Genomic DNA, 12852 nt, shown 5'->3' with positions numbered 1-12852 from the left:
CGTTATAGCAGTATATGCTGTGTGGGAAATATAAAGTGAAAAATATTTGGGTCACCAAGCCATTTTCGGTGAAAGTGATGTAAAACAAAGCTGCTAAAGAATATTCTTTAGCAGCTTTGTCAGGTGCAAGGAATTTTTTTGATTCAATTCATACCCTTTAAGATGAAGGTCTTCTGGATGCTTTTGCTGAGCAATTAACACATCACGTCCATCATCCATAATCCAAATGAAATAATGACGGCTAGAACCATCTCCATAGGTAATGGTCATTTTGCAATCGATGCTCCCAGCAGACTCTTCATCTAAGAGAAGTTTCATGCGCTCAGCCTTTTTTATACTATTGGTGAATGTATTCATATCTTGTTCATCGATAAACGTTTTGAGCGTTTTCATTTTAATGGACGTTACTTCTATCTTTTGTACGCTAGGTGAGAGCGTGGACTGTGCGGAAGCAAAGGGGACTCCCATCACCAAGCTAACTACAAGTAAGAGTGAGGATAGAGCAAAGCGTATTTTTAGCATGTTTCTTTCCTCCTTTTATTTTTATACTTTTTCCTAGTGGTAAGTGTTTCATACGAAGGCCTTTTTTAGGCATAGGAAATTTTCGTACCTAATTACCTTCATCTTCACAAAATCTGCACAAAGTCTGGCTACAATAAAGAAAAGAAGAAGAGTATGCAAAGATAAGTTGTTTCTAAGGATTAAAGGATTTTTATTTTAAAATTTATTAGGTGGAAAAGAGGGACTGTCATGAAAAAACAGCTATTTATTCTTGGTGCATCTGTCATTATTGGACTAAGCGGATGCGGAAACGATTCTAGTCATGAAAAACCTTCAGCTGACAAAAATGAATCCATGCACGATCACTCAGAGATGAATCACTCTAGTTCAGGAGAGGTTCCAAAAGGATTAAAGCAAGCTGAAAATCCAACATATAAAGTTGGAGATAAAGCCATTATGAAAGCTGATCATATGAAAGGCATGAACGGGGCTGAAGCAACGATTGTTGGTGCTTACGATACTACGGCCTATACCGTTTCGTATAAGCCAAAGACTGGCGGGGAAAAAGTAAAAAATCATAAGTGGGTTATTCAAGAAGAAATAAAAGATGCGGGTAACGAGCAGTTAAAGCCAGGCAGCGAAGTGACGCTTGAAGCAGATCATATGAAAGGTATGAAAGGGGCAAAAGCAACGATTGATTCAGCCGAAAAAACAACGGTATATATGGTAGACTACACGCCGACTACAGGCGGAGAGAAAGTGAAAAATCATAAGTGGGTAACGGAAGATGAGCTTTCAGCAAAATAGACTGTTAGCGAGAAAAAAGGCTGGACAGAAGTATTTTTGGTGAAAGAAGATCCGAACAATGAATCAAGATTCTTGATTGAGAATCTCGATTCATCGTTCGGATTTTTTATGGGTAGGGTGAGCTTAGGTTTTATGTAGTGTCTTCTAGCTGCGGTATTAAGTAGAATGCTACGGTAATAAAACGAACAAACTACTGATGAAAGGAGCTAGCTATGAGTGAACATACAGTAAAGCGAACAGGACGCACACGATGGTTCATTTCATCTTTGTTAAGCAGTATGATTATTTTAAACTATTTTGATCGTGTAGCGGTGTCAGTGGCCGCTCCTGCAATACAAGATGCATTTCACTTAACGGGAACAGAGCTTGGAATTGTCTTTTCTATTTATACGTATTCTTATACGATCATGCAAATACCTGCGGGAAGCTTGCTTGATCGGTTCGGAGTAGCATGGGTGACAAGAGTCGGTATGGTGATTTGGAGTTTATTAACGATGTCGATGGCCTTTTTGCAAGGAAAACTTCTTCTCTATATTGTCCGATTTTTAATAGGAATAATGAGTGCTTCTGCATTTCCGGCAGCATCAAAAGCTACGTCGCTATGGTTTCCTCCAAATGAAAGAAGCTTACCAAATTCTTTGTTTGATTCAGCGGCCAAATTTTCGAATGTACTTGGCGCGCCTCTTGTAGCGTTTCTCATCACCAAATTTGATTGGCGCACAGCATTCTTATCTATTGGAATTATAAACGTGCTGTTTACGCTGCTGTTTTGGTTTTATTACGAAAAGCCAGAAAAGCATAGACGCATATCAGATGATGAGCTGAAGTATATTCAAGAAAATAATTTAAATGCAAACGATGAGCAAACATCAAAATTTTTACATACCTTGAAAGTATTATTTACGAATCGAAAAGTTTGGGGGCTAATGATTGGGTTTACAGGCTATGGATATACGTTTAATTTACTGTTAACGTGGCTGCCAACTTTTTTAAAAGAAAAATACGGTATGGATATCATGTCATCGGGCCTGCTTACGGCAGTACCTTGGCTAATTGCTACATTTGCTGGCATTTTAGTAGGCGGGTGGCTTGTTGATTACCTCATAAAAAAAGGTTATGACAGTCAAAAAGTATATCGCACCATCATTGTTATAGGATTATGCTTAGGGTTTGTTTTTTTAGGCTCTATTTTCACTAATAGTGTCGTCTTAGCGATGATTTGTATCTCGATTGGACTGGCAGGTATATCTGCAACCGCACCAATCGGCTGGTCTATTTCTGCAGAAATTGCACCTGCAGGCTCTATTTCCCTTCTTAGTTCTATTGTTAATTTAGCTAATAATTTGTTTGGAGGAATTATAGCTACAGCTTTAACAGGGTACCTTTTAGATAAAACAGGTTCTTTTAACCTAAGCTTTATGGTAGCGGGAATTGTATTGTTGCTAGGCTTAATTTTTTATATTTATGTGCTAGGAGATATTAAACAAATTAAAATTCCAAAAAATCAACGTACGAAGTAAAACCCCATGACTCGTTATGGGGTTTTACTTTTGATTATAAATAACGACCTTGCTTAGCGATGTGAGAAACGCTATTAAGAAGGGAAATAAGGTAAATTTGTTTGTTTAAAACATATGATAGAGACTTATTTTAAAACAGAATTGTTAGTATAGCATGTTCTTAAAAAGGTTAAGATGGTTTTTATGAAGAAACCTTGTGTCTAGTTTTGTTATTTCAGCAGAAGTAGATACGAACCGCACTATAAAAAAATAGAAAGGCAGAGGAACATGAATCATAAAGAAAGTGAAAGCAATACTGAGTTAAATCAAAGTCATTTGTTAAAGGAGCCTCAGCGCATAGAATTATCTAAGTATCAAATTTTAAAGGCACTGATACCTGTTATTATACTTGGGCTTGTCGTTTTAGTGGCCGTATTACAAAATGATGGTCTTCTTAATTGGATTTAGGCATGTAAAAGGAGCTTATAACGTACAACAGACGTCGCAATCAGTAGAAATAATGGATTGCAACTTAGGCATGCAACAAAAAAACTGCATAGAGTGTAATTCAAATCGCTTGGATACAGTAGAGGGAAAGAGGGAGATATATGCCAAGAGTAACCGTTTTAGGATACGGCAGTTTTGAAGTGGCAAAAGGAAAAAAGCTTGTCTTGGCACTCGAAGACAACGGTATAAATATTCTTCATCGGTGCGGTGGGAAAGCTAAATGCACGACTTGCAGGGTAGAAGTGCTCGAAGGTGAATATTGTGATTTAACACACGCGGAGAAAAATGCATACTCAGAAAGTTCAATTGAAGATCATTTGCGCTTATCGTGCCAAATTCGTGTAAATGAAGATGTCACCGTTCGGCCAATACTAACGGTAGAAAGCTCAGGACGAGAAGCAGGACCTCGGCCCGCAGAGTAGTCATGTAATTGCAAAAAGCAGCGTGTGGAATGTTTACATGCTGCTTTTTGTATGTTTACTTAAAAAAATAACAAGAACAGCTAAGGGGAGTAGCAGCTGTTCTTGTTCAAGTAAAATACCTACGGAATGATTCCTTTAAATTTTAGCATTCTGTAAGGCGGGCAGTAAATCACTCAAAAGAGTGATTATAAAGGCTTTTTTCGAACGGTTATCTGCAAATAGATTTAATTGGATTCTTCAATCACATCTCCACTTTTGTAAATATGATACCAGCCTATGGTACCTGATCCCCCTTGATCCATCCAGTCTTTATTTTTTGCTACGAATCTATAGTAAGCTTTATCGTTGTTATCTTTCCGTAAGCGGTCGTCTGTACTGAAGACAATGTTGTCACCGAGTTCTTTTTTACCGAATGCAATAGCCGTGCTGACAGGAAATTGCTTTCTTTCTACCTTGTTCTCATCTAAAGCTGCCCATGTTAAGGGGCCAACAATACCATCTGGAGACAAGCGGTGATCGGTTTGAAATTCTTTTACTACATTTTGCGTTTGCGTACCGAAAATTCCATCAACTGATGTGTTATACTTCACATCCTTTAAACTTTGCTGTAAGTCTCTTACGTAGCTAGAGTGGGAACCTTTACGAAGCGTAGGCCTCGTTTCTGCTTTAGCTTCAATTTTTTGTGAGTAGGCATCTTTAGCAGCTGCTTCAGTAGTTGAAGTGCTGAATGCTACGCATGTTGTTGCAAGCGTAAGAGTAGAAAGCATGACAAGTGTTTTTTTCGTTAACATGAAATAACCTCCTTGTTTTTAGCAACTATTTGTCGCTTTTCATGAGCTTTATAACTAATTAGTAGCTATAAAGTCAACTTATTATAGCGCAGGCAGTTTTCTATTTGTTTTTATATTCCTATGATTATATAAAATAGTCACAAAAAACTAGTGAAGTAGATAAATCGCTCTATGTTTTCACTATAATTTCATTTTTCTCTGATACAGTACGGAAGGGAAAAAAACAGTAGGTTTAAGCGTCTTGTGTACCTGGAGTATGTCTTGCTCTATAACGCTCATAATAAACGAATGAAAAGACTGCAAAGGGAATTTGGATCTCTTTGCAGTTTCTTCATGTTCAAAAGCTCTGCGTTCAACTGATAACCAGAAAGGAAAGTATTTATGTCTACTTTGTATGCTCAGCACATAAGGAACCTTTTTTCGAAAATAAAGTCCAATAAATCATCACGGAAACAAATTTTTCTCTACATATTAGGGATTTGCTGTTTGTGTATAGCGCTAATGGTAACAAACCACAATTATTCTCTTTATAAAAAACCAATAGCTGAGGTAGTGAAGACGAATGTTGTAGAAAAAAACAAATCTGCTGATTTAAATCATAATAAAGATACCGTATATTCTCAGGAAATTGTTGCTAAAATAATGAACGGAAAATATAAAGGAAGGCTTATCCATTTAGAGAATACGTACTCATACTCAGGTGCTTATGATCAAAAGTATACTGTCGGAACAGATCTTTTTGTCTCCTTAGAAAAGAATTCACAGCATGCTCTAAATGGAACGATTGAAGGAGTGAAGCGGGACAAGCAGGTTACCGCTGTCGCTGGTTTATTTATATTAATTTTGCTGGCTATTGGAAGAAAACAAGGTTTTTATTCAATCATTAGCTTATTTATTAATATTGTTCTTTTAATCGGGGCCCTCAATGTATATTTAGCACTAGGAAATGTGAGCTTGCTAGCTGTATGTATTGTTGCGGTCGTTCTTTTTACGGTTATTTCTTTGTTATTAGTAAGCGGTAATAAAGAAAAAACGCATGTAGCAATTATTTCAACTTTAATAGGTACATTTGTTTCGCTTTTAATCGCGTATGGTGTCATGCAACTGACAGATTCTAATGGCCTTCATTATGAAGGAATGGAGTTTGTGACGATTCCTCCTCAAAAAATATTTATGAGTGAGGTATTAATAGGATCTTTAGGAGCTGTTATGGATGTAGCGATTACGATTACTTCTTCTGTCTATGAACTATATGAAAAAAATAAAGAGATCGCGCGCAAAGATTTGCTGAAATCAGGCAAAGAAATTGGCGGAGACATCATGGGAGCTATGACGAATATTTTATTTTTTTCATATATAAGCGGAACAATCCCAATGGTTCTTCTTTATTTAAAGAATGGCTCTCCTTTAGGATATACGTTTTCGATGAATTTCTCCTTGGAGTTAATCCGTGCTCTTACTGGCAGCATTGGCATTGTTTTAACGATTCCCATTACACTCTATCTTTCGATTCTTTTTATTTTTAGAAAGGGGAACAGAAAGTGAACGTTTTACTATTGCTTGCTCTTATTTTATTTATTCTGATGAGTATTGTGGGCGGAAAAAAAGGAATCCGGTCTTTCCTTGCGCTGTTCTTGAATTTTGGCGTTATTTTTCTCACCATTCTCTTTATGCTGTCTATAAAAAATACGATTGTTGTTACGTTAATCGCCTGTACAATCATTAGCTGCATTAATTTATTTTATATTAATAAATTCAATCATAAAACGCTTGCTGCGTTTGTTTCAACGATTATTACCTTAGCTGTTTTAGTACTCTTTATTTTTATTATTGAACATCATGCAATGATTCAAGGATTTGGAGAAGAACAGGAAGAAGAAATTAACGCTTTTTCACTTTACGTGGGAATTGACTTTGCTAAAATAGCCATTTGTACAATTATTATGGGAGCCATAGGAGCGATTATTGATATTTCGCTATCTATTTCATCTTCTATGAATGAATTATTTGTTCATGATCCGTCCGTAACTAAAAAAAGTCTCTTTAATTCAGGACTGAAAATTGGAAGAGATATTTTAGGCACCACAACCAATACACTGTATTTTGCATTTGTAGGGGGATATTTGACTTTAATTATATGGTTTAAGAGATTGTCGTATTCGTTTGGAGATATTATCAATTCAAAAACCTTTTGTGCAGAAGTCATTTCTATCTTAAGCGGAGGTATTGGTGTAGCCATTATTATTCCAATTACTTCTTGGATTAGTGCCTCTATTTTTTTACAAAAAAGAGAAAAAGCGAACCATATGTACAAATAAAAAACAGAAAAATCATAAGAAAATGCCCATTTAACTGGTAGTCAGTAATATTTGGATGGGCATTCACATTATTTGTGGAATGTTGAAAAGAAACTTGATGGAGGCTGGAAGTTATAGTTGAACGAAGCATTATTCTCTATTTTTCTCACTGATAAATAATACGAAAAGGCCAAGAAGCAGAATTTACAGGAGAAGCAGCTTTTACAAGGACGGTCTCACCGTTAGCTGGAATTACATTTTTAAAAGCATAAATTCTACGTTCACCTCTTGGAGATCCAGGTCCTCTGGAGGTCTTTTGAGGTATAATATTTCGCTCATTGTTTGGGTCAAGTATCCAGTGTACGTACCAAATCTGCCGTAAAAATTGTCTATTTGTACTTTGCGGACGTTCATTAAATATACAGTGATTCACTTGGCCTGTCCAATATAGATATCGCCCGTTTCCTATATGCCATTCATCACCTGCCCGGTATCTGATTCCTACACATTCACCGGGATAGATAACATCAGGGATGTTATAATGATTCTCTCTTTGACAACTAGGGTCACTATATTGCGTATAAGGCGTAACTTCTACTTTTTCCAATTGATTTTTTCTAAAATACAAATATTGCTGCGTGACTTGCCCTGTCGTTCGATTTACGGCTCGGTGACTTAGAAGAATATCATTATAGGTCTGTAACTTTGTGTTATCGATGCTTCTTGTAACCGTTAAGGTACCGGCATTTGAGCTTATGACGCCGCCTACTAATCTTCCATTATGAACACAGTACCCGTTTCTGCATGATGCACCGGCATTAGCTCGATATAGAACTCCTACGCATGTCCCACTAGTAATTAGAGTCAATTATATTCACCTCACATTTCAACGTTGTTTATAGAAATAGCTTTCGAAAGTACTCTTCGTTTGAAGTGATTTCTATAGATCATCCGGGCCATATTGATAGGAAGGCTGTGTTTGAATAAAATAGCCATTTCGTACTTGAGCTACCCAGTTTTGAAATATTTCTCTCCATTCAACACGGTTAAAAAACTCATCAAGCGGCTTTGAAGAATCCCATTCAATGATAAAGAACGGAACTACTGATGGATTCCATACGCCTATACTATTGACACCTGCTTCTTTGACAAGAAGTAAAGGCAGGCCTCGTTGGTAACCCATGCTTGGCTCTATTTGTAAAAATGGAGCACCTTCCCATGATGGTGGCGGAGGTGTACCGCCGGGAATATTCGTCATGGTATAATTGGCGAAGACTTGCTGCATATTCACCGCAATCAATCCATAGCTAGAGAGGATCATTCGGCGAACGCTTGTAATCGTTTTATTAGGATATTGCTCCGTATCAGGCAGTGTACGAGGGAAAAGAAGAGCACGTTCAATTTCATCAATTAAACGATTAAGAAATCTTGTTTGAGTAGCATTAAGCATAGAAGGGTGGCTGAGGAATACAGGAATTTTATAAGCTCTGTCGGCTGTATTTTTTAAAGGCATTTTAGGGGCAGCAGAGGGGGATACTTTATCGTCTCTAAGAGAGTAAGGCTTGTCTACATAATATTTACCATCTTGCGGATTATAATAGGAATAATGTTTTTTAATCGTAATCATCCTTTCTTATTTTTCTCTATATTTTATTCAGATAGACAAAATAAGTATGTATGTTTGTCCAAGGACATTAGTAGCATTTTTACGAGAAAACATATCTATATTATCGTATGTTAGATTTGACTTAAATTAGTAGGGAAAAATAATTTCTTAAATCCAATCCTTAAACAACTACTAAATCACTCTTAGTTCACTAAAAAATTGTAAATCAGTTAAAAATCAATTATAGTAATGAAGCATTAATACATAAGCACATTATTATCTATCAACTGAAAGGGAGTAGGAGGTATTCAGTAATGAGAACAAAATCTATAGATAGTACTGAAAAGGCAGCCCAAATCTTAAAATTACTGGGAGATAAAACAAGGCTTTCGATGGTGAAATTAATAGCGAACAATGAATGCTGTGTGTGTGAGTTCGTAGATATCTATCAAGCTAGCCAACCTTCAATTAGTCAACATTTACGAAAATTAAGAGATGCTGAGCTTGTGAAGGAAAGAAGAAAAGGGCAATGGGTTTTTTATTCTCTTAATAAGGAAAGCCAGTACTATAAATTTGTTCTGGGTATACTTGAATCTGTACCAAGTCAGGACGAACGTTTAAAAGAGCTAGAAAAACAAGGACTGCGTATTAGTTGTTGTGAATAATTGGAGGTTTAAAAAGTGGCATCAGTTGTACTAGCATCATTGATTTTTTTAGTAACATTAATTTTTGTCATTTGGCAGCCGAAGAATTTATCAATCGGCTGGTCGGCTTGCGGGGGAGCTATTCTTGCTTTACTGGCAGGCGTTGTTGATTTTCAAGACGTGCTTGAGGTAACGAGCATTGTGTGGAATGCGACTCTTACATTTATTGCTATTATTATTATTTCTTTAATTTTAGATGAAATTGGTTTCTTTGAATGGGCAGCGCTTCATATGGCTAGAGCTGCAGGAGGGAATGGCGTGCGTATGTTTGTCTACGTATCTCTTCTTGGAGCCGTTGTAGCAGCGCTATTTGCTAATGACGGAGCAGCGTTGATTTTAACACCCATTGTTTTAGCCATGGTTCGAGCATTAAAGTTCGACGAAAAAATGGTTTTTCCGTTTATTATCGCAAGTGGATTTATTGCGGATACAACTTCGCTGCCGCTTGTTGTTAGTAATTTAGTGAATATCGTATCGGCCGACTTCTTTGGTATTAGCTTTTCTGAATTTGCATCCCGCATGATTGTTCCAGATTTGGTTTCTCTGTTTGCGAGTATTATGGTCTTGTATGTGTATTTCCGCAAAAGAATCCCTAAGAAATACAATGTAGCAAATTTGCAGAAGCCAGTGGATGCCATCAAAGATGAAAAGATGTTCCGGCTATCTGGAATTGTCTTAGTTTTGTTAGTACTAGGCTATTTAATTGGAGAATTCTTTAGCGTCCCTGTTTCGATCATCGCAGGTATTATCGCTATCCTGTTTTTGATGATGGCAAAAAAAAGCCGAGCGGTTCATACAAAAAAAGTGCTAAAGGGAGCTCCATGGGCGATTGTCTTTTTCTCTATCGGCATGTATGTCGTTGTATACGGCTTGCGTAATGCTGGTTTAACAGAAATTCTGGCTGACGTGATCCAAGCAACAGCCAGCCATGGACTGTTTGCAGCAACAATTGGTATGGGATTCACTGCGGCTATTCTTTCATCGATTATGAACAATATGCCAACCGTTATGATTGATGCACTGGCAATCGATGCAACACACGCAGCCGGAACGATCAAGGAAGCGCTCATTTATGCAAATGTTATTGGATCAGATTTAGGCCCGAAGATTACCCCAATAGGCTCTTTAGCGACGCTTTTATGGCTTCATGTTCTGTCAACAAAAGGCGTGAAAATTTCTTGGGGAACGTATCTTAAAACGGGTATTATTTTAACGATTCCGACCTTGTTTATTACGCTTGTTGGTTTGTATATTTGGTTGGTGATTATTTCATAACATGTCCTAAAAGAGATGTGTTTCAGTCAATAAGATAATCGCTGTTATTAGAAAATTTTAGATGTGTATCGAAGCTGTAGAAAATAATCTACAGCTTTTTTATTGAAAAAGTATAACGGACACTGACACGCTTTTAAAATGGGATATGTATTTCTCATTGAAACTACTTTTCTCCCCATTCATACTCCAACAGCTCTTTCTATGATAAAATAATAAAACTGAATAAGTTTCACATGGAAATTTGAAATGTAAGGTGATTAAATACATGAAGTTAATTATTGCAGAAAAGCCGGATCAAGGATCGACGCTCGCTTCACAGTTCAAGCCGAAGCGTCACGACGGCTATTTAGAGATTCCACCGAATGAAGTGTTTACAGACGGAGCATATGTAACGTGGGCAGTGGGGCATTTATGTCAGCTTGTGAGCCCGGAAGATTATAAGCCGGAGTGGAAAAAGTGGTCAATTGACACGCTGCCGATGATTCCAGACCGTTTTCAATATGAAGTGACGCGCTCAAAAGCAAAGCAGTTTCAAGTGGTAAAAAAATTGCTTAAAAAGCCGACGGTCACAGAAATTATACATGCGGGAGATGCGGGGCGCGAAGGAGAATTAATCGTTCGTAATATCATTCAGCTGTCAGGTGTGCATAAGCCGATGAAGCGATTGTGGATTTCTTCGTTAACGCCAAAAGCCATTTATGAGGGGTTTCAACAGTTAAAAGACGAAAGCGACACGCGCAACCTTTATTATGAAGCCTATACAAGAGCATGCGCGGATTGGGTCGTTGGGATGAATGCTTCACGCGTGTATAGTATCTTATTGAAAAAGCATGGCATGTCAGATGTTTTTTCAGCAGGGCGCGTGCAGACACCAACGCTTGCTTTAATTGTAAAGCGTGAAAAGGAAATTGATAATTTTAAATCAGAGCCTTTTTGGGAAGTGCTTGCTAAGTTTGATATTGAAGGAAAAAAGTATGAAGGCAAATGGCATCAAGACGGAGAGTCGCGTCTTAAAGAAAAAGAAATGGCGTATAAAATTGCTCAGTTTTGCGAAGGAAAAGACGCACAAGTTCATGAACTCGTAACGGAGCGAAAAGAGTTCCAGCCGCCTTTATTATTTAACTTATCATCACTTCAAGCAACGGCGAATAAAGCGTTTAAGTTTTCACCTAAAAAGACGCTTGATGTGCTGCAAGGGCTGTACCAGAAAGGAATTGTTTCTTATCCAAGATCAGACTCAAACTACGTAACAGAAGGCGAAGCGGAAACGTTTCCTGAGATTTTAGAAAAGCTGAGTGCTTTTTCTGAATATGAGCATTTATTTCCGCTTCCTTACCCTTCAATTTTAGGAAATAAACGCTACGTAAATGCAAAAAAAGTGAGCGATCACTATGCGATCATTCCAACGGAACAAGTGAAGGACCCTAGCAAACTATCAGGAGACGAACAGAAAATTTATGACTTAGTCGTAAGACGGCTAATTGCGGCACACTACGAAAAAGCGATTTTCGACTACACAACGATTACGACACTTGTGGAAAAGCGAGCAGCTTTTATTTCAAAAGGAAAGCAGCAAATTCAAGAAGGCTGGCGCAAGGTAATTTTTCAAAATGAGAAAGACGACGATGTCATTCTTCCGAATGTTCAAGAAGGCGAAGAAGGTAAAGTTATTAAGGTAGACGTAAAAGAAGGCAAAACACAGCCTCCAAAACGCTACACCGAAGGTCAGTTGATTACATTGATGAAGACAGCAGGTAAGCATTTAGATAATGATGAGCTGGAGAAAATTTTAGCAAAATCAGAAGGGTTAGGGACGGAAGCAACGCGTGCTGGAATCATTACAATGCTTAAAGATCGTAAATATATTGATGTGAAAAAAAACCAAGTGTTTGCGACTGATAAAGGAAAGGTATTGATTGACGCGATTGGAGATAAAATTTTAGCTTCACCAGAAATGACGGCTAAGTGGGAGCAGCGTCTAGCTGAAATTGGGCAAGGAGCAGCATCGGCCGCTACTTTTATGGAACAAACAAAGAAACTTTCAGCTAAAATTATCGAAGACGCTGTCGAAGCAGAAAGCAAGTGGAATTTCAGCGGATACGACACTGAATCCATTCAGCGAAAAGGCAAGGGAAAAGGTAAAAGTTTTTCTTCTAAATCGTTTGGTCCATGTAAGCTTTGCGACGGAAAAGTAGTCGATAAAGGTTCATTTTACGGATGCTTAAACTATGCAAAAACAAAATGCACATTTACCGTATCAAAAAAGATTTTAGGTAAAACAGTTACTCAAGCTAATTTAAAAAAGCTGTTAAGCGAAGGACAGACAGATTTGATTGAAGGTTTTAAAAAAGTCGACAAGACTTTTAACGCTAAGTTAGAATGGAAAGAAAACAAAGTGCAGTTTTTATTTGAAAAGTAGAGGGATAAAAAGAGGTTAAGACAA

The 12852-nt window shown here is 37.5% G+C and carries 13 protein-coding genes; 9 read left to right on the top strand and 4 right to left on the bottom strand.

Annotation, left to right across the window (positions count from 1 at the left end; all coding sequences use genetic code 11):
- Positions 1 to 93: 93 nt before the first annotated feature.
- Complete coding sequence (locus tag AC1VNJ_RS17975) at positions 94 to 522, bottom strand: YhfM domain-containing protein (protein ID WP_482641140.1); 429 nt, start codon at positions 520 to 522, stop codon at positions 94 to 96.
- Positions 523 to 750: 228 nt separating this feature from the next.
- Here AC1VNJ_RS17975 and AC1VNJ_RS17970 point away from each other — a divergent pair, with 228 nt between their 5' ends.
- The 4 genes from AC1VNJ_RS17970 (at position 751) to AC1VNJ_RS17955 (ending at position 3736) form a co-directional block, all read left to right on the top strand.
- On the top strand, positions 751 to 1308 hold the full coding sequence (locus tag AC1VNJ_RS17970; RefSeq protein WP_034264504.1) for a YdhK family protein: 558 nt from the start codon (positions 751 to 753) through the stop codon (positions 1306 to 1308).
- 212 nt (positions 1309 to 1520) lie between these two features.
- Complete coding sequence (locus AC1VNJ_RS17965; RefSeq protein ID WP_034264501.1) at positions 1521 to 2828, top strand: MFS transporter; 1308 nt, start codon at positions 1521 to 1523, stop codon at positions 2826 to 2828.
- A gap of 267 nt (positions 2829 to 3095) precedes the next feature.
- Complete coding sequence (locus tag AC1VNJ_RS17960) at positions 3096 to 3275, top strand: hypothetical protein (RefSeq protein WP_033578739.1); 180 nt, start codon at positions 3096 to 3098, stop codon at positions 3273 to 3275.
- Positions 3276 to 3415: 140 nt separating this feature from the next.
- Complete coding sequence (locus AC1VNJ_RS17955) at positions 3416 to 3736, top strand: 2Fe-2S iron-sulfur cluster-binding protein (protein ID WP_034264498.1); 321 nt, start codon at positions 3416 to 3418, stop codon at positions 3734 to 3736.
- Positions 3737 to 3960: 224 nt separating this feature from the next.
- Here the strand turns inward: AC1VNJ_RS17955 and AC1VNJ_RS17950 are convergent, their stop codons facing one another.
- Positions 3961 to 4527 (bottom strand): peptidoglycan-binding domain-containing protein, encoded by a 567-nt coding sequence (locus AC1VNJ_RS17950; protein WP_482641139.1) that lies wholly within the window; start codon positions 4525 to 4527, stop codon positions 3961 to 3963.
- Positions 4528 to 5079: 552 nt separating this feature from the next.
- Between AC1VNJ_RS17950 and AC1VNJ_RS17945 the strand changes: the two genes are divergently transcribed.
- Both AC1VNJ_RS17945 and AC1VNJ_RS17940 read left to right on the top strand, forming a co-directional pair.
- Positions 5080 to 6072, top strand: coding sequence for a YibE/F family protein (locus AC1VNJ_RS17945; RefSeq protein ID WP_034264529.1), 993 nt, complete (start codon positions 5080 to 5082; stop codon positions 6070 to 6072).
- Positions 6069 to 6845, top strand: coding sequence for a YibE/F family protein (locus AC1VNJ_RS17940; protein ID WP_155010198.1), 777 nt, complete (start codon positions 6069 to 6071; stop codon positions 6843 to 6845). The genes AC1VNJ_RS17945 and AC1VNJ_RS17940 overlap by 4 nt, the downstream gene beginning before the upstream one ends.
- A gap of 145 nt (positions 6846 to 6990) precedes the next feature.
- Here the strand turns inward: AC1VNJ_RS17940 and AC1VNJ_RS17935 are convergent, their stop codons facing one another.
- Positions 6991 to 7692 carry a hypothetical protein gene (locus tag AC1VNJ_RS17935; protein ID WP_482641138.1) on the bottom strand — a complete coding sequence of 234 codons (702 nt, stop codon included), beginning with the start codon at positions 7690 to 7692 and terminating at the stop codon, positions 6991 to 6993.
- Positions 7693 to 7764: 72 nt separating this feature from the next.
- Positions 7765 to 8451 carry a hypothetical protein gene (locus tag AC1VNJ_RS17930; protein WP_482641137.1) on the bottom strand — a complete coding sequence of 229 codons (687 nt, stop codon included), beginning with the start codon at positions 8449 to 8451 and terminating at the stop codon, positions 7765 to 7767.
- A 293-nt stretch (positions 8452 to 8744) separates the two neighbouring features.
- On the opposite strand from AC1VNJ_RS17930, the gene AC1VNJ_RS17925 reads away from it, so the two are divergent.
- The 3 genes from AC1VNJ_RS17925 (at position 8745) to AC1VNJ_RS17915 (ending at position 12828) form a co-directional block, all read left to right on the top strand.
- Positions 8745 to 9095 carry an ArsR/SmtB family transcription factor gene (locus AC1VNJ_RS17925; RefSeq protein WP_482641136.1) on the top strand — a complete coding sequence of 117 codons (351 nt, stop codon included), beginning with the start codon at positions 8745 to 8747 and terminating at the stop codon, positions 9093 to 9095.
- Between the two features lie 15 nt (positions 9096 to 9110).
- Positions 9111 to 10409 carry an arsenical efflux pump membrane protein ArsB gene (locus AC1VNJ_RS17920; RefSeq protein WP_014460502.1) on the top strand — a complete coding sequence of 433 codons (1299 nt, stop codon included), beginning with the start codon at positions 9111 to 9113 and terminating at the stop codon, positions 10407 to 10409.
- Between the two features lie 265 nt (positions 10410 to 10674).
- Positions 10675 to 12828, top strand: coding sequence for a DNA topoisomerase III (locus tag AC1VNJ_RS17915; RefSeq protein ID WP_482641135.1), 2154 nt, complete (start codon positions 10675 to 10677; stop codon positions 12826 to 12828).
- The last annotated feature ends 24 nt before the right edge of the window (positions 12829 to 12852 follow it).

The organism is Priestia sp. 3CA3 (genome assembly GCF_056836725.1).
The sequence above is the reverse complement of the archived record's forward strand: the minus strand, read 5'-3'. Positions and strand labels throughout refer to the sequence as shown.

Coding starts and splice junctions, on each gene's coding strand:
- AC1VNJ_RS17975 (WP_482641140.1), bottom strand. CDS start 522: ATGCTAAAAATACGCTTTGCTCTATCCTCACTCTTACTTGTAGTTAGC.
- AC1VNJ_RS17970 (WP_034264504.1), top strand. CDS start 751: ATGAAAAAACAGCTATTTATTCTTGGTGCATCTGTCATTATTGGACTA.
- AC1VNJ_RS17965 (WP_034264501.1), top strand. CDS start 1,521: ATGAGTGAACATACAGTAAAGCGAACAGGACGCACACGATGGTTCATT.
- AC1VNJ_RS17960 (WP_033578739.1), top strand. CDS start 3,096: ATGAATCATAAAGAAAGTGAAAGCAATACTGAGTTAAATCAAAGTCAT.
- AC1VNJ_RS17955 (WP_034264498.1), top strand. CDS start 3,416: ATGCCAAGAGTAACCGTTTTAGGATACGGCAGTTTTGAAGTGGCAAAA.
- AC1VNJ_RS17950 (WP_482641139.1), bottom strand. CDS start 4,527: ATGTTAACGAAAAAAACACTTGTCATGCTTTCTACTCTTACGCTTGCA.
- AC1VNJ_RS17930 (WP_482641137.1), bottom strand. CDS start 8,451: ATGATTACGATTAAAAAACATTATTCCTATTATAATCCGCAAGATGGT.
- AC1VNJ_RS17925 (WP_482641136.1), top strand. CDS start 8,745: ATGAGAACAAAATCTATAGATAGTACTGAAAAGGCAGCCCAAATCTTA.
- AC1VNJ_RS17915 (WP_482641135.1), top strand. CDS start 10,675: ATGAAGTTAATTATTGCAGAAAAGCCGGATCAAGGATCGACGCTCGCT.